Consider the following 22,823-nt stretch of genomic DNA (forward strand, 5'->3'; position numbering starts at 1 on the left):
TCCGGCGGTGGTCGAGGTCTTCGCCGCGACCAGCCGACCGGTGCCCACACCACTCACCCGCGTCGCCCCACCTTTCCCGAGCGCCTTGAGGATGTCGATGGTTCGAGTCGGTACGTCACGTGAAGGACCGGAGCCCGGCTCCGCCCGCCCGTGGCTTCTCCTCCCTCTCCTGGTCGCCGTATGCGCGATGGCGGCCGTGCCGCTGGCGCCCCCCGGAGCCCGTGCTCCGGTCGCCCTGTGCGGCGCGGTGGCGACCGCGGCGGTGGCGGCCGCCGCCGGCGAAGTCATACGTCGCGGACGGAAGATCGCCGAACAGCGCAGACTCCACGCCGAACAGGAGGACCTGCTGCGGCGCCGGCTCGCGGACCAGCAGCGGGAGACCCTCCGCTTGGCCAACGAGCTGATGCCCCTGGTCGTGACCCGGCTCCAGGGGGGCATGCCCGCCGAAGAGGTGCTGCGCGACCTCCGCTGCGCCTCCATCGTCGACCCGGACTACGAGGCCGCCCACCGCAGGCTGCTGAGCGTGCTGGTCGGCATCGTCGACACCGAGGAAGCGCTCCGCGACTCCGGCCAGCGGGCCTTCGTCAACATCGCCCGCCGGGTGCAGGCCCTCGTTCACCAACAGGCCCAGGACCTGCGGGAGATGGAGGACAAGCACGGCAACGACAAGGTGGTCTTCGCCGACCTGCTGCACATCGACCACGGCACCGCGCTGGTCGGGCGGCTGGCGGACAGCATCGCCGTGCTCGGCGGCGCCCGGCCGGGCCGCCAGTGGGTCAAGGAGGTCCCCCTCTTCAACGTGCTCCGCGGCGCCATGTCCCGGATCATGGACTACCGCCGGGTCGATCTGCACTCGGTGGCCGACATCGCCATCGTCGGCGCCACGGTCGAGCCGCTCATCCACGCGCTGGCCGAACTGCTGGACAACGCCACGCGGTACTCGCCACCGCTCACCCGCGTGCACCTGACCGCCACCGAGGTCCAAAACGGCGTCGCGGTCGAGATCGAGGACGCCGGAGTCGGCCTGACCGACGAGGCCGCCAAGCGCGTGGCACACGCGCTGGACCTGGAAGGCGGCGGGCTGGACGTCGACGACCTCGGGGAGGCGCCGCGGCTCGGCCTCGCCGTCGTCGGACGACTGGCCGCGGCCTACAAGTTCGACATCTCGCTGCGCAAGTCCGCGTACGGCGGCGTACGGGCCGTCCTGGTCGTCCCACAGGACCAGACCACCGCCACCCCCGCGCCGGGCGGCATGATCGCGCGGGCCGCGAAACTGCCGCCGCCCAAGCGCCGGCTGCGGCCCGGAGCCACCCCGCCCCCGGAGCCCGCCCCCGGCGGCACCGAGCCCGAGGCACCCCGCAACGCCAACGGGCTGCCGCAGCGCCGCCGGCGGGCCCCCGGCTTCCCCGCCCGCGGCGGACGACCCGTGACCTGGGCCCCCGCCGCCCCCCGTTCCCCCGCGCCCGCCGCGGAGACCAGCCGGCGGACGTCCCCGGCTCCTGGGCTGTGGGTGGCCGATTTCATGTCGGGCCTCAACGGAACGGCACCATCGGACGGCTCCGACCGCTCGAAAAGTGATGAGCCATCAGGTAAGGATGCGTAGGTAATCAAGGTGACGACACAGCAGCGGCCCAACATGGACTGGATGCTCAAGGATCTGGGCACGAGCGTCCCGCAGATCCGCCATGTCGTGGTGCTGTCCTCGGACGGCCTGTGCATGGCCCGGTACGGCGCCGATATCGACATCGCCGACCGCGTCGCGGCGGCCTGCGCCGGGCTGCAGAGCCTGGCCGCGGCCATCGCGGCGGAGTTCCCGCACGGTGACGGGACCATGCGGCTGGTGGTCCTCGAGGTCGACGCCGGCTTCTTCTATCTGATGGCCGCCGGCGCCGGCGCCTATCTCGCCGCGCTCGCCGACGAAGGGGTCGACGCCGGGCTGATGGCCGCCCGGATGCGGGACCTGGTCGCCCGGATCGGCGAGCACCTGACGAGCCCGCCGCGCGCCGACGGGCAGTACGCATGACAGCAGGACCCGAAGCGCAAGACGAGCGACCGGAGCGCTGGGACGAGGGCGGACCCGAGCGGCTGTACATAGTCGGGTCCGGCCGGGACCAGGCCGGCAAGCGATCGGACCTCGATCTCGTCACGTTGATCGTGGCCCGCGGCACTCCCGGCTCGGACATGCAGCCCGAGCACGCCGCGATCATCCACATGTGCAACTACCCGCTGTCCGTCGCGGAGATCTCCGCCTACCTGCGCCTGCCTGTCAGCACGGTGACGGTGCTCCTGGAGACGCTGCTGGACGGCAGCCACATCGAGGCGCGTGCGCCGTTGCCGACGGCCACGCTGCCCGACATCGAAATCCTGGAGGCGGTGATGCATGGACTTCAAAACCTCTGAGGCCCACGTCGGCCCGCGCAGCGAGGACACCCTGCCCGCCACGGTGGCCTCGGCCGTCAAGGTGGTGATCGTCGGAGGCTTCGGGGTCGGAAAGACCACACTGGTCGGCTCGGTGAGCGAGATCAGGCCGCTGACCACCGAGGAGACGATGACCGAGGCGGCCGTCGGCATCGATGACATCGCCGGGGTGGAGCGCAAGACCTCCACCACGGTGGCCATGGACTTCGGCCGGATCAGCCTCAACCCGCGGCTGGTGCTGTACCTGTTCGGCACGCCCGGCCAGGAGCGCTTCTGGTTCCTGTGGAACGGGCTGTTCGAAGGCGCGCTGGGCGCGGTCGTCCTGGTCGACACCCGGCGGCTGGAGGTCAGCTTCGACGTGATCGGCAAGCTGGAGGACCGCGGCGTGCCCTTCGTCGTGGCCGTCAACGCCTTCCCCGACGCCCCGTTCCACCCCACGGAGGACCTCCGGGACGCGCTGGACATCCCCGACCACGTACCGGTGATCGACTGCGACGCCCGCGACCGCGTCTCCAGCCGCGACACGCTGATGACCCTCATGCACTATCTGCACGCCCTCGCCACAGGAACCTCGGAGCCCCAGTGACGCCCCCTCAGTACGACTCCGCCCGCGCTGACTCCGCCCTCGCCCCACCCCCGGGCTGCCCGGCCCACCAGGGCCTGGACGCCAAGGGCGCGGTGCCGCTCTTCGGGCCCGTCTACGAATCCGACCCCCTGCGGGTCTTCGAGCAACTGCGCGCCGAACACGGCGCGGTGGCGCCGGTCCGGCTCATCGGCGACCTGCCCGGCTGGCTGGTGCTCGGATACCGCGAGATCCTGGAGGTGGCGCGGACGCCCACCCGGTTCTCCCACGACTCCCGGCACTGGCACATGCTGAAGGAGGGCAAGGTCCCCCCGGACAATCCGCTGCTGCCGGTCATCGGCTGGAACCCGGACCGGATGACCGCCGACGGCGACGACCACCGGCGGTTGCGGGACGCCATCACTGAGTGCCTGGACCGCTGCGACCGCCGGGGCCTGCGCCGGCATGTGATCCGCTTCACCAACCAGCTGGCCGACGAGTTCTCCGCCGAGGGGAGCGCCGACCTGCTGCCCCGGTTCGCCCAGCAACTGCCCATGGTCGTCCTGACGCAGCTCTTCGGCATGCCCGAGGAGTACGGCCCGCGCCTGGTCGACGCCGCCATCGAGCTGGTGAAGGGGACGGAGAAGTCCATCGCCAGCAGCGAGTACATCAAGGAGACACTCGCCCGCCTGGTGGCGCGCAAACGCGTGGATCCGGGCAACGACCTCGCGACATGGGTGGTCGAGCACCCCGCCGGGCTCAGTGACGCCGAACTCGTCAGCGTCCTGTGGATCGTCCTCCTCGCCGCGAACGAGAACACCACCGGACTGCTGGCGACCACCCTGCGGATGGTCCTGACGGACCAGCGGTTCCGCGCCTCGCTGGCGGGCGGGCAGATGACCGTGCCCGACGCGGTGGAGCACGTGTTGTGGGACGACCCGCCGACGACCGTGATCCCCGCCCGATGGGCCACGTCCGACACCGAACTCGGCGGCCGCCCCATCAAGGCCGGCGACATGCTGCTGCTCGGAGTGGCCGCGGGGAACATCGATCCGGCGGTCCGCCCCGACCTCGAAGCCCCCATGTACGGCAACCGGTCCCACCTCTCCTTCAGCGGGGGACCGCACGAGTGCCCTGGTCGGGAGATCGCGCGCGCCATCGTCGACACCGCCATCGACGCCCTGCTGGTGCGGCTGCCCGACCTCCATCTCGCCGTGGACGAGAACGAACTCGGCTGGCGTGCCACGACCTGGACACGCCATCTGAAGTCGCTCCCCGTGCAGTTCGCACCGCGGCGGCCGACCCTGGAGGCCCCGGACTACGCCGCCCTCCCGGCCGGGCAACACCCACCGCTGCCCCAGCCGGAGCCCGCGGCCCCGCCCGCCGGACCGGTCCCCCCGCAGACCACCGGACCCAAGGCCCGGCGATCCTGGTGGAGCCCGCTGGCGCGCTGGTTCCGGCGGCGGTAGTCGGAACGCGGTACGGGGCGAGCCACCGGCCGCCACCAGGAGCGGGCCCGGTCGGGTGGACCGGGCCCGCTCAGCCGGTCAGATCGTGGCGGTGTCGATCACGAACCGGTAGCGCACGTCACTGGCGAGCACCCTCTCGTACGCCTCGTTGATCTGGTCGGCCCGGATGACCTCGATGTCGGCACCGAGGCCGTGGGCCGCGCAGAAGTCCAGCATCGCCTGGGTCTCCGCGATGCCGCCGATCATTGAACCGGCGAACGTCCTGCGCTGGGTGATGAGCGCGAAGGGGGCGACGGACAGCGGTTTCTCCGGCGCGCCCAGCTGCACCAGGGTGCCGTCGGTCTTGAGCAGCCCGAGGTAGGCGTCCAGGTCCAGATCGGCGGAGACGGTGTTGACGATCAGGTCGAAGGTGCCCGCCAGCTTCTCGAAGGTGGCCGGGTCGGAGGTGGCGTGGTAGTGGTCCGCGCCGAGCCGCAGCCCGTCGTCCTTCTTCCGCAGCGACTGGCTGAGCACGGTGACCTCGGCGCCCATCGCGTGCGCGATCTTCACGCCCATGTGGCCCAGACCGCCCAGGCCGACGACGGCGACCTTCTTGCCGGGGCCCGCCTGCCAGCGGGCGAGCGGCGAGTACAGCGTGATCCCGGCGCAGAGCAGCGGGGCGGCCTCGTCCAGCGCGAGCCCTTGAGGGATGCGCAGGGCGTAGTTCTCGTCGACGACGAGGTGGGTGGAGTAGCCGCCCTGGGTGGGCCGGCCGTCCCGCCCCGCCGCGCCGTACGTGCCGACCAGTCCGCCGTCACCCGTGCAGTACTGCTCAAGACCGGCCCGGCAGTTCTCGCACTCCCGGCAGGAGTCGACGAAGACGCCCACGCCGACCCGGTCGCCGACCGCGTAGCGGGTGACCGAGGAGCCGACCGCGGAGACGACGCCCGCGATCTCGTGACCGGGGACGAGCGGGAAGTGCCCGCCCTCGCCCCATTCCCCCCGCACGCTGTGGATGTCGGAGTGGCAGATGCCGGCGTACTTGATGTCGATCAGGATGTCGTGCTCGCCGAGCTCACGGCGCGTGATGGTGGTGCGCTCCAGCGGAGCCTTCGGTGCGGGCGCGGCGTAGGCGGCGGCAGTGGTGTGGGTCATTCCCCCAACCCTGCGGGGAACGGGCCCGGTGGACCAGTGCCCATTGAACCTAGGTCTGGCAGTACCACCCAGGTGTGCGGACCGTTGCCCCCGCCCACCCGGCTCAGCCGACGGTGCTCCGCTGGTGTATGGGCGGGCCCGCCAGCCCGGGCCGACGCGGCAGGAGGAGCGTGCGCAGGGCGACGGCGGGGGAGAGCAGCCGGTTGGGCGTCGCGGTCAGGAACGTGATGTCGCGGAACGCGGCCCCGACCGTCCGGTCGATGGCCGCGCGGGCCACCAGACGGTCGAAGTACCAGGTCCGCAGCCGTTCGGGCAGGCCCGGCGGCGTGGTGCGGTCGGCCGCGGCGTACGGCCGGTCCGCGCCGACGGCGGTCAGCCAGGCGGTGTCGCCGGCCCGGGCCGTGGCGGTCTGGGCCGCCGCGGCGAAACCGGGCGCCTGCAGATCGCCGATGGAGACGACGTCACGCAGGGCGCGGGCGCTCATCGCGGCGACCGACATGCCCTGGCCGTAGATCGGATTGAAGGTGCAGGCGGCGTCGGAGACCACGACGAGGCCGTCGGGCACCCCGCCCGGCGCCTCGTAGCGGCGGCGGCGGTTGGAGGTGTCGCGGAAGCCGTACGCCGGGGCCACCGCCTCGTCGGCCCGGACGTGGTCGCGCAGGTGCGGCTCGTCGAGGGAGGCCACGAAGTCCAGAACGCCCGCGGGGTCGGTCGGCGGGTGGTGGCCGCGCACCCCGGCCAGGGTGAGCAGCCAGTTGCCGTCCTCCACGGGGCACCAGACCGCGCCCCGCGGGCAGTCGGGCCGGGCCTGGACCGCCACCCCCGCGTCGAGTGGCGCGGCGGGCCGGAACATCTGCGTCGTGTAGGCGATCCCGGCGTCCACGACCTCCTCGCGCGGGGGCCGGCGGCCCAGCTCCGCCAGCCACCTCGGGGTGCGCGAGCCGCGCCCGGACGCGTCGACGACGAGGTCGGCGGGCAGTTCCCGCTCCGCGCGCCCGGCGTCGCGGGAGCGGACCCGTAGCCCCGTGACCCGGTCCGCGCCGCCCAGCAGGCCGACGGCCTCGCTGCCCTCCAGCACCGCCACCCGGGTGCGGGACTTCGCGGCGTCGGCCAGCACCCGGGCTCGTACGGTGGCGTCGAAGACCGGACGGGTGCAGCTGACCATGGAGTGCCGGCCCTCGTGGTAGCGCCGGTTCCAGCCGCTCGGGGCGCGGGTGAGGAAGTCGCGCGGCGCCTCCAGGCGGCGCGCCCCCGCGGCCTCGAGTTCCGCGAGCGCTCCGGGCAGCAGGGCCTCCAGGGCGTGCTGGCCGCCGGTGAGGAAGACATGCAGGTGCCGGCTCTGGGGCACGCCCTTGCGGAAGACGGGCTCGGCCGGGTAGCGGTCGCGTTCGACGACGGTGACCGTGTCCACATGGTCGAGCAGTGCCCCCACGGCCAGCATCCCGGCCAGCCCGCCGCCGACCACCACCGCGTCACCCACCGGTACTCCGTTCCTCGGGTCCATGAACTGCCCAGCCTGACGGGGCGCCAGGAGGTCGTCAACCGTACTTCCCGGGGAAATTGCTCGTGCCCCATTAATAGCGGTAAGTGCTGACTCGTAATCAACAGCCGCTTACCCTCCGCGCAGTTCGACCGGTCCGATGTCGATATTCGAGTGGCGGGGCCGCCACTGCCCGTAGCGTGGGGGCGAAGTTCGGCGGTGGAGCGCGTGCGGGATAGAAATTCAGTCAGTTGTCGAATTATGAACCCTGTGAGTGTGAGCTTGCGCACAGAATGCGTTTTCTGACGTGTGCCGAGAGTTTCGTGGGCATGGCAAGGATGTATCCGCCGCATGGTGTCGGGATTGCGGACGTCGAAAACGCCCCGTTTTGCAATGGCGGAACGGCTGGGGTTCACCCGCGAGTTACCCGCCGTTGGTGACACAGAGTGAGTCGCTGTGGGATGAGGTTGGTTGACCGCAGCGAAAACTGCCCAGTTAACTACCTGCGGTCAGCAGATCTTGCACTCGGGAGACTTCATGCGGATGCCGGGTTCCAGCAGGTCCACCCAGTCCTCCCTTTTTCCTGTGGTCATAGCCGTCAATCCGGTGCACCGGCCGTCCCCGCGGCTGACCGCGGCCGCGGCGAAGGCGGGTGCGCTCGGAGTACTGGAACTACCCGTCGGCGATCCCGGAGAACTCGCCGACCTGCTCGACCGCACCAGCCGCTGGTCGACGCGGCCATTCGGGATACGGATACGCCCCGGCTGCGCCATACGCGCCGATCAACTGCCCGAACGGGTCGGCACGGTGCTCCTCGCCGACCCCGGTCGCACGGCCGAGGAGTTCCCCGGACGCCAGGTCCTGGTCGAGGTGACGGAGCGTGAGGGGGCCCTGCGTGCCGCCGGATCCGGGGCCGCCGGGCTGATCGTCCGCGGCAGCGAGAGCGGCGGGCGGGCCGGACGCCTGAGCACCTTCGTACTGCTCCAGCAGATACTCGCCGAGCCGACGCTCGCGCTGCCCGTCTGGGCGTGCGGCGGAATCGGGCCGCACACGGCCGCCGCGGCCGTCGCCGGAGGCGCCGCGGGCGTCGTGATCGACACCCAGCTCGCCCTGTTCGACGAGGCCGGCCTGCCGATGGCCGTGACGGCCGCGCTCACCGGCCTCGACGGTTCCGAGACCATCACCCACCACGGCATCCGCGTGCTGCGCCGCCGCGGCCCCGGCGCCCCGGAACTCCCCGAGGACGCCGCCGAGTTCGCGGCCCGTATCGGCAGCGACGACATGCGGACCCAGTTCCTGCCGGCCGGACAGGACGCCTTCCTCGCCGACGCCTTCGCCCGTCGCTGGCGCTCGGCCGGCGAAGCGATCAAGGGGCTGCGCTCGGCGATCGACGCGGCGTTCGAGGACGACGCGCCCGCCACCGCCCTCGGCGCCGGCTCGCCCGGCGCCCGGGCCCTGGGCACCGCACTGCCCATCGCCCAGGGGCCCATGACCCGCGTCAGCGACCAGCCCGAGTTCGCCGCCGCCGTGGCCGCCGAGGGCGCGCTGCCCTTCCTCGCCCTGGCACTCGCCTCCGGGGAGCAGACCCGCACTCTGCTGGAGCGCACCCGCGACGCGCTCGGCGACGCGCCGTGGGGCGTCGGCGTCCTCGGGTTCGCCGACGAGGAGATCCGCTCCGCCCAACTGGACGTCGTCCGGGAACTGAAGCCGACCCACGCCATCATCGCGGGCGGCAGGCCCCCGCAGGCCGCCGCCCTGGAAGCCGCGGGCATCACCACGTTCCTGCATGTCCCGTCGCCCGGACTGCTACGGCAGTTCCTCGCGGCCGGAGCCCGCCGGTTCATCTTCGAGGGCGCGGAATGCGGCGGACACGTCGGCCCCCGCAACAGCTTTCCGCTCTGGGAGGCCCAGATCGGCGTCCTCCTCGACTTCGCCGCCGCCGAGCCCGCGGCGGCCGCCGAGCTGACCGTCCTCTTCGCGGGCGGGGTGCACGACGAACGCTCCTCCGCCATGGTCGCCGCCCTGGCCGCACCGCTGACCCGGGCGGGCATCGCATACGGCGTCCTGATGGGCACCGGCTATCTCTTCACCGAGGAAGCGGTACGGGCCGGCGCGATCCAGCCGCTCTTCCAGCACCAGATCCTCGCCGCCGACCGCACGGATCTGCTGGAGACCGCGCCCGGCCACGCCACCCGGTGCGCGCACAGCGCCTTCACCGCCGACTTCGCCGACCACAAGAGCACCCTGCGCGAGCAGGGCGTACCCGACCGCGAGGTCTGGGAGCGACTGGAGCGGTTCAACGTCGGCAGGCTCCGCCTCGCCAGCAAGGGCATCGAGCGGGTAGGCGGCGAACTGCGCCCGGTCGACGAGCGACGCCAGGCCGACGAGGGCATGTTCATGGCCGGCGAGGTCTGCGTCCTGCGCGACCGGACCACCACCGTCGCGGCGCTCCACGCCTCCGTGGCGGACGGAGCCGCCCGCCATCTGCGCGCCAGGGCCGGGGAACTCCGCACCCGCCTCGGTCTGGACCGGCCCGCCGAGAAGACCGCGCCCGCACCGCTGCGGATCGCGGTGGTCGGCATGGCCGGCATGTTCCCCGGCGCCGAGGACCTGTCCGCCTTCTGGGCCAACGTCCTCTCCGGTGAGGACTGCGTCACCGAGGTCCCCGACCACCGCTGGGACGCCGAGCGGTACTTCGCGCCGGACGGCGACGGCGAACGGACCCCGTCCCGCTGGGGCGGCTTCCTGCCGGAGATCCCCTTCGACCCCCTCCGGTACGGCATCCCGCCCGCCTCGCTGGCCAGCATCGAACCCGTCCAGCTCCTCGCACTGGAAGCGGCCCGGCGCGCCCTCGACGACGCGGGCTACGGGACCGCCGGCACCGACCACACGCGAACCTCCGTGGTCTTCGGCGCCGAGGCGGGCAGCGACCTGTCCAACGCCAGCACGCTGCGCACCGTCCTCCCCGCCTACGTCGGCACCCTGCCGCCCGCACTCGACGCGCAGCTGCCGCGGCTGACCGAGGACTCCTTCCCCGGGATGCTCGCCAACGTCATCGCCGGACGGATCGCCAACCGCCTCGACCTCGGCGGCGCCAACTACACCGTCGACGCCGCCTGCGCCTCCTCCCTCACCGCCGTCGACGTCGCCTGCAAGGAACTGTCCACCGGGACCAGCGACCTGGTGCTGTGCGGCGGCGCCGACCTGCACAACGGCATCAACGACTATCTGCTGTTCTCCTCCGTGCACGCGCTGTCGCCCTCGGGCCGCTCGGCGACCTTCGACTCCGCCGCCGACGGCATCGCGCTCGGCGAGGGCGTGGCCTGCGTGGTGCTCAAGCGGCTCGCCGACGCCGAGCGCGACGGGGACCGGATCTACGCCGTGATCGACGGCGTCGGCAGCGCCAGCGACGGCCGCGCGCTCGGCCTGACCGCGCCCCGCCCCGAAGGGCAGCGCGCCGCGCTGGACCGCGCGTACCGCAACGCCGGGGTCTCCCCGGCCGACGTCGGGCTCATCGAGGCGCACGGCACCGGCACCGTGGTCGGCGACCGCACCGAACTCGCCACCCTGACCGAGGTCTTCGCCGAGGCGGGCGCCGCGCCGGGCTCCTGCGCGATCGGCTCGGTGAAGTCCCAGATCGGTCACACCAAGTGCGCCGCGGGACTGGCCGGACTCATCAAGACGACCCTCGCGCTCCACCACGGGATCAAGCCCCCGACCCTGCACGTACGGGAGCCGAACGCGGCCTGGGACGCCGAGCGCAGCCCCTTCGTCTTCCACACCGCCGCCCGGCCGTGGGCCGCCGAACCCGCCGAGCGCGTCGCGGGCGTGAGCGCCTTCGGCTTCGGCGGCACCAACTTCCACGTCGTCCTGCGCGCCTACGACCAGGCCCCCGCCCCGCACGCCCTGGACGCCTGGCCGGCGGAACTCCTCACCTTCCGGGGCCAGGACGCCGGCGCCGCCCGCCGCGCCGCCCGCGGCCTGCTGGAACTCGTGGAACGCGGCGGCCCCTGGCGGCTGCGGGACTACGCGCGGACAGCCGCCCGCCGCGGCGATCAGGCCGCGCTGCGCGGCGAGCCGGTACGGATCGCGGTCGTCGCCCCGAGCCTCACCGAGCTGCCCGCCCTGCTCCGCCGGGCGGCCGACGGCGAGCACGACCCGGCGGCCGGGCTCTTCACGGACACCGGGCCGGAGCCGGGCGGGGCAGCGGGTGCCGAACCGGCGTCCGCCGAGGCTGGCAAGCTGGCGTTCCTCTTCCCCGGCCAGGGCAGCCAGCGCCCCGGCATGCTCGCCGACCTCTTCGTCGCCTTCCCCGAGCTACAGCGCTATCTGCACCTCGGCGCGCGCTGGGCGGACACGCTCTATCCGCCCGCCGCGTTCGACGAGACCGCCAGGGCCGAGCAGCTCGCCCGGATCACCGACACCGCCGTCGCCCAGCCCGCGCTCGGCGTGGTCGAGCTGGCCGCCGCCGAACTGCTGGCCACGCTCGGCGTACACCCCGACATGGCCGCCGGGCACAGCTATGGCGAGCTGGTGGCCCTCGGCGTGGCCGGGGCGCTCGCACCGCACGACGTGCTCACCGCCAGCGCCGCACGTGCCGAAGCGATCCTGGCCGAGGTCGCCGCGGGCGACCCCGGCGCGATGGCGGCCGTCACCGCGACCCCCGAGCAGGTCGACGAGGTGCTGCGGCTGGCGGGCCTGGACGCCGACGTCGTCGCCGCGAACCGCAACTCGCCCCGCCAGACGGTGATATCCGGCCCGACGGAGCGGGTCGCCGCCGCCGTCGGCCGACTGCGCGACGCGGGCCACCCGGTCAAACCGCTCCAGGTGGCCTGCGCCTTCCACAGCCCCCTGGTGGCCGGCGCGGGCGAGGCCTTCGCCCGCCGCCTGGCCCCGCTGACCGTGCACCCGCCCCGCGTCGAGGTCTGGGCCAACCGCACGGCCGAGCCGTATCCGGCCGATCCCCGGGAGATACGCGCCGGGCTGGCGGCACAGATCGGCGCTCCGGTCCGGTTCGCCGAGCAGATCGAGGCGATGTACGCCGCAGGCGCCCGCACCTTCGTCGAGGTCGGGCCCGGCCGGGTGCTGAGCGGACTGGTCGCGGCGCAGCTCGGCGACCGCCCCCACCGTACGGTCCAGTTGGACGGCGGCGGCCGCACGGCCGGGCTGACCGCCTTCCTCACCGCCCTGGCCCGGCTCGCGGTCAGCGGTGCGGACCTCCGCACCGGTCCGCTCTTCCAGGGCCGCGACGCGGTCGACGCGGAGACCACCCCGGCGGCGCGGCCCGCCGGGTGGACCGTGGACGGCCAGCTGCTGCGCCTCGCCGACGGCACCATCCCGCCCAACGCCCTCCAACCCGCCCGAGTCGTCACGGAGCTGAACGTGCCGGATAACGCCACCCCCCACGGCATCCCGCTGTCCGGACCGGATGCCCTGATCACCGAGTTCCTGCGCACCAGCCGGGAGATGGTCGCCGCACAGCGCGACGTCCTGCTGCGCTACCTCGGTGCTCCGGACGCCGTCCCGCCCGCCCCCGCCCCGCCCGCGGTGACCGCCGCCCCCGCCCTGCCCGTCGCGCCCGCGGCGACCACTGCGGCTGCCGTTCCCGAGCCCCTCGTCGCCCCGGACCCGGTCGACCCCGCCCCCGCCGCGACGGACCGCGCAGCCGTGCTGGCCTCGGTGTTGTCGGTGGTGGCGGAGCGTACGGGGTATCCGGAGGAGATGATCGAGCCGGATCTGGATCTCGAGGCGGATCTGAGTGTGGATTCGATCAAGCGCGCGGAGATCGCGGGGGAGTTGGCGGTGCGGTTGGGGTTGCCGGTGGACGCCGGTGCCGACCTGGACGGGCTGAGTACGGCCCGTACCGCTGCCGGGATCGCGGGACTGCTGGCCGAGCGGCTCGGCGGGCCGGACATCCCCGAGCCCGGTCCTGCCCCCTCCGCCGAGATCGCCGCGGCGACCGTAGGGACCGGGACGGCCTCGGCCGCCGCAGGGACCGGGAGGGCCCCGGCCGCCGCGGGTACCGGGACGGCCGCGGCCGGGCAGCCCGTGGCCGAGATCCTGCCCCCGCAGCGCCTGGAGTTCACCGAGGCCGAGCTGCCCGCCGTGACCGGAAGCGTCGAACCCGGCACCACCGTATGGATCCTCGGCGGAGGCGACGGCCCGGTGGCCCGGGCCGTCGCCGAGCGGTTGGACGCCGCCGGCGCCCGGCCCCGGCGGATCACCGACGGCGACCTGCCGGACGGGAGCGCCGACGCCGCCCTGTTCCTGGACGCACTCGACGCGGCCGAATCCCCGCTGCCGGAGACGTTCGAGCTGTACCAGCGGGTCCTGGCCACCGGGCCCCGGCTGCTGCTCGCCGCCGACCGCAGGACCGAGGGCGCGGCCACCGGACTGCGCGGCTTCTTCCGCACCGTCGCCCGCGAATACCCGGACCTCACCGCCACTCTGGTCGAGGTGGCGGCCGACGCCGATTCGCGAACCGTGGCCGACGCCCTGGTCACCGAACTCGCCGCCACCGACCGGGAACCGGTCGTCCTCAGCCGCGGCGGGACCCGGCGCGCCCTGCGGCTCACCCCCACCGGCCTGGGCACGCTCGGCGCCACCGGTGCCGGACCGGCCGGGGACGGCGCCGCCGAGGCCGAGGCCGCCGGACTCGACCGCGACTCCGTCGTCCTGCTCGCCGGCGGCGCACGCGGGATCACCGCCCGGTTCGCCCGCACCCTCGCCGCCACCAGCCGCTGCCGCATCGAACTGATGGGCCGCACCCCCGTCCCACCGGAGTCCGAGGACCCGGCGACCGCGGGCGCGCAGGGCCGGGACGGGCTGCGCGCGGCCCTCCTCGCCGCCGGCATGACCGCACCCGCCCAGATCGAGCGCCGGGTCGCGGCCCTGCTCGCCGAGCGCGAGGTGCGCGCCACCCTCACCGCCCTGCGCGACCTGGGCAGTGAGGCGCGCTATCACTGCGTCGACGTCCTCGACTCCGAAGCGGTGCGGGCCACGGTGAAGGCCATCCACGCCGAGCGCGGCAGGCTCGACGGCGTCGTCTGCGCGGCCGGGGTCATCGAGGACAAGCTGATCGCCGAGAAGTCGGCGGAGTCCTTTCGCCGGGTGTTCGCCACCAAGGTCGACGGCGCCCGCGTCCTGCTGGACGCGGTCGACGCCACTCCCGCCGAACCCCGGTTCGCCGTGCTGTTCGGCAGCATCGCCGGGGCGCTGGGCAACCGGGGCCAGAGCGACTACGCGGCGGCCAACGACGCGCTGGAGGAGCTGGGCCGCCGCTGGTCCACCTCCCCCTATGCCCGGGGGCGTGGGGAGACCGCCGACCGGCGCGGCCTGACCGTCCACTGGGGACCCTGGGCTGCGGCCGAGACCGGTGGCGGCATGGTCACCCCCGAGCTGATGCGCTCGTACGCGGCGCGCGGCATCAAGCTCATCGACCCCGAGGAAGGGCCGCTGAGCCTCCTGCGCGAACTCGCCTGGGGCGCGCCCACCGTGCACGCGGCGGTCTACACCGCGTCGGGGTGGTGACCTGGATGGCCCCTCACACCCCCCACGCTTCCCGCACCCCCCACACCCCCCACCACCCCCACCGCACACCGATCGCCATCGTCGGCATGGCCGTGTTCCTGCCGGGCGCAAGGGACCTGGACGGCTACTGGCGGAACATCGTGGGCGGCGTGGACGCCGTCACCGATGTCCCCGCCGGGCGCTGGGACGAGGAGTTCTACGCCCCCGACGGGCCCCGCAGGGCCGACCGGGTCTACTGCCGGCGCGGCGGGTTCGTCGACACCGACGCCGAGTTCGACGTCACCCGGTTCGGCATCATGCCGACTTCCGTGCCCGGCACCGAGCCCGACCAGCTCATCGCGCTGCACGTGGCCCACCAGTCGATCACGGACGCGGGCGGCGAGACGGTGCTGCCCGCGGACCGGCAGCGGGTGGGCGTCGTCCTGGGCCGCGGCGGCTATCTGACGCCCGGACTGGTCCGTCTCGACCAGCGGGTACGCACCGCCCAGCAGCTGGTGCGCACGCTGCGCGAACTGGTGCCCGAGCTCGACGACGACCGGCTGGAGCGGGTGCGGTCGGCGTTCACCGGGCAACTCGGCCCGGAGCGACCGGAATCCGCCATCGGCCTGGTGCCCAACCTGGCGGCCTCCCGGGTCGCCAACCGGCTGGACCTGCGCGGCCCGGCCTACACCGTGGACGCGGCCTGCGCCTCCTCGCTGGTCGCCGTCGACCACGCGGCGCGGGAACTCGCCGCCGGACGCTGCGACGTGATGCTGGCCGGGGGAGTGCACCACTGCCACGACATCACCCTGTGGAGCGTCTTCAGCCAGCTGGGCGCGCTCTCGCCGAGCCAGCGGATCCGCCCGCTGCACCGGGACGCCGACGGGGTGCTGATCGGCGAGGGCACCGGCGTCGTGGTCCTCAAACGGCTCGCGGACGCCGAACGCGACGGCGACCGGGTCTACGCCGTGGTCTCCGGTACGGGCGTGGCCAGCGACGGCCGCTCGGCCAGCCTGCTCAACCCCGACCCCGGCGGCCAGGTCCGCGCCGTCCGCCAGGCGTGGGACGCGGCCGGACTCGACCCGCGAGCGGCGGACGCGATCGGGCTGCTGGAGGCGCACGGCACCGGCACCCCGGCCGGAGACCGCGCCGAACTCGCCACCCTCGCGGAGGTGTTCGGCCCCGCCCAGGGCGAGCGGGCCGCCATCGGCTCGGTGAAGTCCATGATCGGCCACACCATGCCCGCCGCGGGCATCGCCGGTCTGATCAAGGCCGCGCTGGCGCTGCACCACGGGGTACTGCCACCGACCCTGCACTGCGAGGAACCCCACCCGGGTCTTGCCGGCACCCGGTTCGCCCCGCTGGCCGAGGCCCGCCCCTGGGCGCCGCCGACCACCGGAGCGCCGCGCCGGGCAGCCGTCAACGCCTTCGGCTTCGGCGGCATCAACGCGCACGTCGTACTGGAACAGGCCGCCACGGCGCCGGAACGGCTTGCCACCGCCGTGGAGCCGCGTACACCGCGACGACAGGCCGCCACGGCGCCGGAGCCGCGTACGGTGCCGCAGCACGACGCCGCTACCGTGCCGTACGAGGTGGCCGCCGTCCCGGAGCCGGGTAGGGGACGGCAGCGGATCGCCACGGCGCCGGAGCCGCGTACCGCGCCGCAGCAAGACGCCGCCACCGCGCCGCGCCAGATCGCCGCCGCGCCGGCTCCGCGTACGGCGCAGCGATCGCATCCCGCCCGCACCGTCGTGACCGAACCCGAGCGCGTGCTGCGTCTGGCCGCGTCCGGTCCCGACGCGCTGGCCGCGCTGCTGGACGGCGACGACGCCGCGGTTCTGGCCGCCGGTCTGGACGAGCGCGCGCCCGTCACCGAACCCGCCCGGCTGGGCATCGTGGACCCCACCGCGCGCAGGCTCGCGCTCGCCCGCAAGGTGCTGGGCAAGGGCAAGCCCTGGCACGGCCGCAGCGACGTGTGGTTCAGCCCCGCACCGCTGCTCGGCCCGGCCGGTGGCCGCACCGCGTTCGTCTTCCCGGGCCTGGAGGCCGAGTTCGACCCCCGGGTGGCCGAGCTGGCACGGCACTTCGAGCTCGACTGGACCGCCGGCGACGACGCCGAGGTCGGCGACGTGGGGCGGCACGGCGCGGCCGTGTTCCAGCTCGGCAGACTGCTCGACACGGCGCTGCGCCGCCTGGGGGTGGTGCCGGACGCCGTCGCGGGTCACAGCGTGGGCGAGTGGACGGCCATGGCCTGCGGCGGTATCCACGCCGCCGACGAGGTCGACGCCTTCCTCGCCGACTTCGACCCGGACGGGCTCCGGGTGCCGGGCGCGGCCTTCGCCGTCCTCGGCCTGCCCGCCGACCGGGTGCTCGCCGAACTCGCCGACCGCACCGATGTGGTGCTCTCCCACGACAACGCGCCCAAGCAGTCGATGATCTGCGGCCCGGAGGACGCGGTCCAGGAGATCGTGCTGCGGCTGCGCGGCCAGGGGGTGATCGGGCAGATCCTGCCGTTCCGCTCCGGCTTCCACACCCCGATGCTCGCCCCTTACCTGGACCCGATCCGGCGCGCCGCGGAGACCTACACCCTGTACCCGCAGACCACCCCGGTCTGGTCCGCCACGACCGCCGCGCCCTATCCGCAGGACCCGGCAGGGGTCCGTGAGCTGTTCGTCCGCCACCTGCTGGAACCGGTGCGGTTCCGCCTGATGATCGACGCGATGCACGGCGCCGGGTACCGCGCCTTCGTCCAGCTCGGCGCGGGACAGCTCGGCTCACTGATCGACGACACCCTGGCCGACCGCGACCGGCTGGTGGTCTCCGCGCACGCCACGGGACGGGACAGCCTGGCGCAGCTGCGCAGGGTGGTCACCGCGCTGTGGACGTCCGGCGCGGCCCCGGACGCCGGACCGCTGCTGACGCCCGCGGCGTCTCGGTCGGCATCGGGCCACGGGGCCGCCGAGGGCACCCGGCCGGGCGCCGCCGGGACCGTGGACGCCGGGGCCGGGTCCGGCTCCGGGGACGAGCACGTCCCGGCTGAGGGTGCCGCGACCGAGGTTGTCGGACCCGTGGACGCCGGGCTCGGGTCTGGTTCCGGGTACGAGCACGTCCGGGTCGAGGGTGCCGCGACCGAGGTTGTCGGACCCGTGGACGCCGGGGCCGGGTCTGGTTCCGGGTACGAGCACGTCCGGGCTGAGGGTGCCGCGGCCGAGGTCGCCGGGGCCGGGTACGGCAGCGCTGAGGCCGACGGTCCCGGGCGTGCTCGGCCCGAGCACGCCGGTTCCGCGTACGTGGGCTCCCCGGGCCCCGGTTCCACAGGCACCGTGCCCCAGACGGTCGGCGTGCCGCAGGACGGTGCCGTGTCCCGTACCGGCGCGGCCCAGGCCGCGCCGACCGCGACCGGGGTCTCTCCGGAGCGCGGGGGTGCGGGTGCCGGGGCTGCCGCGTACGCGGCTGCCGCGTCCGGCAGCGCCGCGCCCCGTCCCGCCGCCGCGTCCCGTGTGACGGCGTCCCCGAACGCCGCCGCTCCGGTGGTGACCGGAGTCCCTCCGGCGTTCAGGGGCGCGGAGCCCGAGGCCGACAGGGTCACCGACACCGTGTCCGGCCATGCCGCGTCCCGCGCGGCCGCCGGATCCCACGCCCCCGCGGCTCCGGCCACCACCGCCTCGGCGGCGACCGGAGCCGACCCTGCGGCCCGGGCCGGGGTTCGGCTCGACCTCGGCGGGGCGCTGGTCTCGCTGCCCGCGCACGCTCGGGGCCTGCTCGGCGCGGCGCCGGTCCGTTCCGCCACACCCGCCGATGACGGCGTGCTGGACCGGCTCGGCCGCTCCGGTGCCGGTCACCCGGCGGCTGCCGAGCTGTCCGCGCTGCTGTACGACACCGCGGCGCTCGCGGGCGTACTCCTCGACGCCCGTGCCGCCGTTCAGAGCCGGGGCACCTCCGCCGCCGGCGCGACATCGGTGTCCCAGCCCGCCGACGCCCGCGTGGCCGTGCCGCCGGGTACCGGCGGCCCGAGGCCGGCCGGTCGCGGGCCGCAGCCCGCAGCGCCTCTCGTGCCGCCCGGCGCGCCGGTGACGTCTGCGGGTACGCCGCGTCTCGGCGCGGCGTACCCGGGGCGGTCCACCGGCCCCACTGGGCCCGCCGGGCCGTCCGCGGCACCCGAGCCCCCCGCGGCCCCCGGCGCGTCGGGCCGCATCAGTACCCCCGCAGGCCGTGCCGAAGCGCCCGCGCCCGTACCCCCCGCACCGCCCTCCGACATGCCCCTCTCGGACGTGCTCCGCGTGGACGTCGCCGAGATGCCCTACCTCCTCGACCACTGCTTCTTCCGCCAGCGGCCCGGCTGGCCCGACGAGGGCGACCGGTGGCCGATCGTCCCCGCCACGACGGTCGTCACCCACCTCATGGACATCGCGGAACGCACCGTCCCCGGGATGCGCGCGGTCGCCGTGCACGACGTGCGGCTGCTGAAGTGGATCGAGGCGATCCCGGCCGTCGACGTCCCCGTACAGGTGCGCCGGACCGCACCCGACCGCATCCACGTCAGCCTCGTCGGCTCCTCGGAGGCCGTGGTCGAGTTGGCGCCCCGGTACACCGCGCCGCCCGCCCCCTGGCCCGTCGATCCGGCCGCCGAACGCGTCCCCGGGCTGACGGCGGAACAGCTCTACAGCGAGCGGTGGATGTTCCACGGCCCGCGCTTCCAGGGCGTCAGCGAGCTGACCGCCATCGGCGACCGGCACGTACGCGGCGTGCTCACCGACCCCGGCGCGCCCGGCGCGCTGCTGGACAACGTCGGGCAGCTCCTCGGCTACTGGATCATGGCGACGCTGACCGAGCGCACCACCGTCTTCCCCGTACGGATGGAACAGATCCGCTTCCACGGCCCCCACCCCCGGCCCGGTGACCGGCTGGAGTGCGCCATCCGGATCACCGACGTCACCGACAGCACCCTCACCGCGGACATGCAGCTCGTCCACGACGGCCGGGTCTGGGCGCGGTTCAGCGGCTGGCAGGACCGCCGCTTCGACACCGACCCCAACATCCGGGCCGTGGACCGCTTCCCCGGGAGCAACACCCTGTCCACCCTCCGGCCCGAAGGCTGGGCCCAGGTCCACGAGCGCTGGCCGGACCTGGCCACCCGCGAGCTGATCAGGCGGAACGTCCTCGGCGGCGACGAGCGCGCCCACTACGAGCAACTCCCCCCGGTGCGCCGACGGCAGTGGCTGCTCGGCCGGATCGCAGCCAAGGACGCGGTCCGCGGCCTGCTGTGGACCGAGGAGCCCGGCGACGTCTACCCGGCCGAGATCGCCGTCCGCAACGACGCCGAAGGCCGCCCCACGGTCCACGGTGTCCACGGCCGCGTCCTCGGCGACGACCTGGTGGTCTCGCTCGCGCACCGGGCCGAGGCCGGGGTCGCCATCGCCCGGCGCGGGCCCTGCGGGATCGACGTCGAGGAGGTCGCCGAACGGCCGCGGGCCACGATCGAGGCGGCGTGCGACGCCGGGGAACTGGCCCTGCTCGACGCGCGGGTGGCCACCGGGACCGACGGCGAAGCGGTGTGGTTCACCCGCTTCTGGGCGGCCAAGGAGGCCGTCGCCAAGCACCGCGGCACCGGCCTGCGCGGCCGGCCCGCCGACTTCCGTGTGGTGGCCGCCGACGCGGACCGGCTCCGGGTCGAGACCCAGGGCGCGTCGTACGACGTGCGGGTGCGGCGGAGCGCCAACCCGCCCGGCCTGCCGGAGCGGGAGTACGTGGTCGCGTGGACAGCCGGCGGCCAGGGACACGGCCGGACAACGAATCAGGAGAACCGACATGAGCACTGAGACTGTGGGACACACGACGCCGGCGGCACCCGCGACGTCAGCGGCCGAGGCGACGTCAGCCGCACACGCGACGACAGCGGGCGCCACCCCGGCCGCGGACCCCGACGCCGTGCTGGCGGACATCGCGGGCATGCTGCGGACCCTGCTGGAGGAATACGCCCTGGACGACGCCGAGATCACCCGGGAGACCACCTTCCACGACGATCTCGAACTGGAGAGCGTCGACCTGGTCACCCTCTCCGGGTCGCTGCGCGAGCACTACGGCGACCGCGTCAACTTCGCCGCCTTCATCGCCGACCTCGAACTGGACGAGATCATCGCGCTGACCGTCGGCCGGCTCGTCGACCACGTGGTCGTGTCGCTGCGCGCCACCGAGCGGAGCTGAACCCGATGACCAAGCTCCGTACCGGCGAGATCACCACCCACGTCCAGCGGCTGCCCGCCCGGACCCGGCCCGCGGACGGCACCGAGCCGCCGCTGGTGGTCTTCGTCCACGGGCTGCTCACCGACAGCCTGGCCAGCTACTACTTCACCCTCGGCCCCGCGTTCGCGGCCGAGGGCATCGACGTGCTCATGTACGACCTGCGCGGGCACGGCCGCAGCGACCGGCCGCGGGAGGGCTACCGGCTGGAGTCCTTCGTCGACGACCTGGTCGCGCTGCTCGACGCGCTGGGGGAGACCCGCCGGGCGCATGTGGTCGGCAACTCCTTCGGCGGCACGATCGCCGGGGCGCTCGCCGCCTGGCACCCCGACCGCGTCGCCACCGTCACCATGATCGAGTCCGAACCGCCGGTCGCCGAGTGGACCCGGCACATGGCCGACGGACTCGCCGACGCCAAGGACCGGCTCCAGCACGAGGAGGTCATCAGCTGGATATCGGCCCACCACGGCGCGCACACCGCGCGGCTCTCCCGGGGCGCCAGCCGGATCCTGCAGACCACGACGCTCGCCGAGGACGTCCCCCGCAGCAAGGTCATCGACGACGACCTCAGCGCCATCGGCTGCCCGATGCTGGCCGTCTTCGGCGACGAGTCCGGGCTCAGCGCCCAGGTGCCCGGGCTGCGGGCGAGGCTGCCGCGCTGCCGCACCGTGGTCCTCGCCGACCAGGGGCACTCCGTCCTGGTGGAGCGGACCGCCGAGACCCGCGACCTGATACTGGACTGGGTACGGGAGCACACGCCGGCAGTGCGGGAGCACACGCTGGCCGAGGCGGTGCGGTGACCCGGTTCCTGCTCGTCGTCCCCCCGCTGGTCGGGCACACCAACCCCCTGGTCGGCGTCGCGCACGAACTGACCCGCCGCGGCCACCGGGTGGCCTGGGCCGGCTACCCCGACCAGATCCGCCGGCTCGCGGGCACGGACACCACCGTCTTCGCGTGCGCGATGCCCGGTGCGGAGGTCCGCAGACCGCCCAGGCTCATCGGACCGGCCGCCTTCCAGTTCCTCTGGGAGGAGTTCTTCGCCCCGCTGGCCGAACTCATGGCCCCCGGCGTCGACATGGCGATCGGCACCTTCCGGCCGGACGTCGTGGTCGCCGACCAGCACGCGGTGGCGGGCGCCCTCGTCGCCGAGCGGCACGGCGTCGTCCATGTCACCTCCGCCAGCACCTCGGCCGAGTTCGTCGACCCGCTCGCCGGCATGCCCAAGGTGGGCGCCTGGCTGGACGGCCTGCTGGCCGGGCTGCGGAGCCGGCTCGGCGACCCGGCGCGGACCGGCGACCCGCGCTTCTCCCCGTACGGGATCCTCGCGTTCACCGGACGGGAACTGCTCGGGGACGCGGCCCTGCCCCACGAGAGGGTGCACCTGGTGGGACCGGCCATCGCGCCCCGCGCCGCCGCCGGCGCGGCCTTCCCCTGGGCCCGGTTGTCCCCGGACCGCGCCAAGGTGCTGGTCACGCTCGGTACGGCGAACGCGGACGCCGGCGGCCGGTTCCTCGCCACCGCCGCCGAGGCCCTCGACCGGCTCGCCGACCGCGTCCAGGGCATCGTCGTCGACCCCGGGCACACGCTCACCGCCGCACCCGACGGGGTGCTGGTCCTCGACCACGTACCCCAACTCGACCTGCTGCCCCACCTCGACGCGGTCGTCTGCCACAGCGGCCACAACACGGTCTGCGAGTCGCTGTGGCACGGGGTCCCGCTGGTGCTCGCCCCGATCCGCGACGACCAGCCGATCGTCGCCGGACAGGTCGTCGAGGCGGGCGCCGGGGTGCGGGTGCGGTTCAACCGGGTCGACGCCGCCCGGCTCGGCACCGCCATCGAGACCGTCCTCGACCCGGGCCGCGGCCACCGGTCCGCGGCCGAGGCGATCGGCCGCTCCTTCCGCGCGGCGGGCGGGGTGACCGCCGCCGCCGATCACCTCGACCGGATCGCCGCCCGGCACCCGCGGCCCGCCGCCGAGCCCGCGCCCGGCCGGTGACCACCCACGGCGGCC

At 74.4% G+C, this 22,823-nt stretch carries 12 protein-coding genes; 10 read left to right on the plus strand and 2 right to left on the minus strand.

The genetic code is table 11. The features are described 5' to 3' along the window. Positions 1 to 97: 97 nt before the first annotated feature. From ACQUSR_RS30775 to ACQUSR_RS30795, 5 genes are read left to right on the plus strand one after another with little or no spacing between them, the layout of a single operon-like run. Positions 98 to 1,603 carry a sensor histidine kinase gene (locus ACQUSR_RS30775; RefSeq protein ID WP_431046190.1) on the plus strand — a complete coding sequence of 502 codons (1,506 nt, stop codon included), beginning with the start codon at positions 98 to 100 and terminating at the stop codon, positions 1,601 to 1,603. Between the two features lie 33 nt (positions 1,604 to 1,636). Next, positions 1,637 to 2,023, plus strand: coding sequence for a roadblock/LC7 domain-containing protein (locus ACQUSR_RS30780; protein ID WP_304465453.1), 387 nt, complete (start codon positions 1,637 to 1,639; stop codon positions 2,021 to 2,023). Continuing rightward, on the plus strand, positions 2,020 to 2,400 hold the full coding sequence (locus tag ACQUSR_RS30785) for a DUF742 domain-containing protein (protein ID WP_431046192.1): 381 nt from the start codon (positions 2,020 to 2,022) through the stop codon (positions 2,398 to 2,400). Before ACQUSR_RS30780 ends, ACQUSR_RS30785 begins: the two co-directional genes overlap by 4 nt. Further along, positions 2,381 to 3,004: a GTP-binding protein gene (locus ACQUSR_RS30790; RefSeq protein WP_431046194.1), complete on the plus strand. Its 624-nt coding sequence runs from the start codon at positions 2,381 to 2,383 to the stop codon at positions 3,002 to 3,004. The genes ACQUSR_RS30785 and ACQUSR_RS30790 overlap by 20 nt, the downstream gene beginning before the upstream one ends. Continuing rightward, the gene (locus ACQUSR_RS30795; RefSeq protein ID WP_431046196.1) at positions 3,001 to 4,449 is read left to right on the plus strand and encodes a cytochrome P450; all 1,449 of its coding nucleotides are present in this window, start codon (positions 3,001 to 3,003) and stop codon (positions 4,447 to 4,449) included. Before ACQUSR_RS30790 ends, ACQUSR_RS30795 begins: the two co-directional genes overlap by 4 nt. A gap of 78 nt (positions 4,450 to 4,527) precedes the next feature. On the opposite strand, the gene ACQUSR_RS30800 is transcribed toward ACQUSR_RS30795, so the two are convergent. Then, the gene (locus ACQUSR_RS30800; RefSeq protein ID WP_431046198.1) at positions 4,528 to 5,583 is read right to left on the minus strand and encodes an NAD(P)-dependent alcohol dehydrogenase; all 1,056 of its coding nucleotides are present in this window, start codon (positions 5,581 to 5,583) and stop codon (positions 4,528 to 4,530) included. A gap of 103 nt (positions 5,584 to 5,686) precedes the next feature. Further along, positions 5,687 to 7,087 carry an NAD(P)/FAD-dependent oxidoreductase gene (locus tag ACQUSR_RS30805; RefSeq protein ID WP_431046200.1) on the minus strand — a complete coding sequence of 467 codons (1,401 nt, stop codon included), beginning with the start codon at positions 7,085 to 7,087 and terminating at the stop codon, positions 5,687 to 5,689. 513 nt (positions 7,088 to 7,600) lie between these two features. Here ACQUSR_RS30805 and ACQUSR_RS30810 point away from each other — a divergent pair. The 5 genes from ACQUSR_RS30810 to ACQUSR_RS30830 all read left to right on the plus strand — a co-directional run bounded on the left by ACQUSR_RS30810 (position 7,601) and on the right by ACQUSR_RS30830 (position 22,808). Next, the gene (locus ACQUSR_RS30810; RefSeq protein ID WP_431046202.1) at positions 7,601 to 14,593 is read left to right on the plus strand and encodes an SDR family oxidoreductase; all 6,993 of its coding nucleotides are present in this window, start codon (positions 7,601 to 7,603) and stop codon (positions 14,591 to 14,593) included. A gap of 86 nt (positions 14,594 to 14,679) precedes the next feature. Beyond that, the gene (locus tag ACQUSR_RS30815) at positions 14,680 to 20,391 is read left to right on the plus strand and encodes a beta-ketoacyl synthase N-terminal-like domain-containing protein (RefSeq protein ID WP_431047937.1); all 5,712 of its coding nucleotides are present in this window, start codon (positions 14,680 to 14,682) and stop codon (positions 20,389 to 20,391) included. 130 nt (positions 20,392 to 20,521) lie between these two features. Next, the gene (locus ACQUSR_RS30820) at positions 20,522 to 20,776 is read left to right on the plus strand and encodes a phosphopantetheine-binding protein (protein WP_431047939.1); all 255 of its coding nucleotides are present in this window, start codon (positions 20,522 to 20,524) and stop codon (positions 20,774 to 20,776) included. Positions 20,777 to 20,781: 5 nt separating this feature from the next. Beyond that, positions 20,782 to 21,612, plus strand: coding sequence for an alpha/beta fold hydrolase (locus ACQUSR_RS30825; RefSeq protein WP_431046204.1), 831 nt, complete (start codon positions 20,782 to 20,784; stop codon positions 21,610 to 21,612). Next, positions 21,609 to 22,808 (plus strand): glycosyltransferase, encoded by a 1,200-nt coding sequence (locus tag ACQUSR_RS30830; protein ID WP_431046206.1) that lies wholly within the window; start codon positions 21,609 to 21,611, stop codon positions 22,806 to 22,808. Before ACQUSR_RS30825 ends, ACQUSR_RS30830 begins: the two co-directional genes overlap by 4 nt. The last annotated feature ends 15 nt before the right edge of the window (positions 22,809 to 22,823 follow it).

Source organism: Streptomyces sp. P1-3, assembly GCF_050613155.1.
GTDB lineage: Bacteria > Actinomycetota > Actinomycetes > Streptomycetales > Streptomycetaceae > Streptomyces.

Bases quoted from the DNA above. Each gene is read 5' to 3' on its own strand.
- ACQUSR_RS30825 (WP_431046204.1), top strand. From the start codon at position 20,782: ATGACCAAGCTCCGTACCGGCGAGATCACCACCCACGTCCAGCGGCTG.
- ACQUSR_RS30815 (WP_431047937.1), top strand. From the start codon at position 14,680: ATGGCCGTGTTCCTGCCGGGCGCAAGGGACCTGGACGGCTACTGGCGG.
- ACQUSR_RS30820 (WP_431047939.1), top strand. From the start codon at position 20,522: ATGCTGCGGACCCTGCTGGAGGAATACGCCCTGGACGACGCCGAGATC.
- ACQUSR_RS30785 (WP_431046192.1), top strand. From the start codon at position 2,020: ATGACAGCAGGACCCGAAGCGCAAGACGAGCGACCGGAGCGCTGGGAC.
- ACQUSR_RS30805 (WP_431046200.1), bottom strand. From the start codon at position 7,087: ATGGACCCGAGGAACGGAGTACCGGTGGGTGACGCGGTGGTGGTCGGC.
- ACQUSR_RS30775 (WP_431046190.1), top strand. From the start codon at position 98: ATGGTTCGAGTCGGTACGTCACGTGAAGGACCGGAGCCCGGCTCCGCC.
- ACQUSR_RS30800 (WP_431046198.1), bottom strand. From the start codon at position 5,583: ATGACCCACACCACTGCCGCCGCCTACGCCGCGCCCGCACCGAAGGCT.
- ACQUSR_RS30810 (WP_431046202.1), top strand. From the start codon at position 7,601: ATGCGGATGCCGGGTTCCAGCAGGTCCACCCAGTCCTCCCTTTTTCCT.
- ACQUSR_RS30790 (WP_431046194.1), top strand. From the start codon at position 2,381: ATGGACTTCAAAACCTCTGAGGCCCACGTCGGCCCGCGCAGCGAGGAC.
- ACQUSR_RS30780 (WP_304465453.1), top strand. From the start codon at position 1,637: ATGGACTGGATGCTCAAGGATCTGGGCACGAGCGTCCCGCAGATCCGC.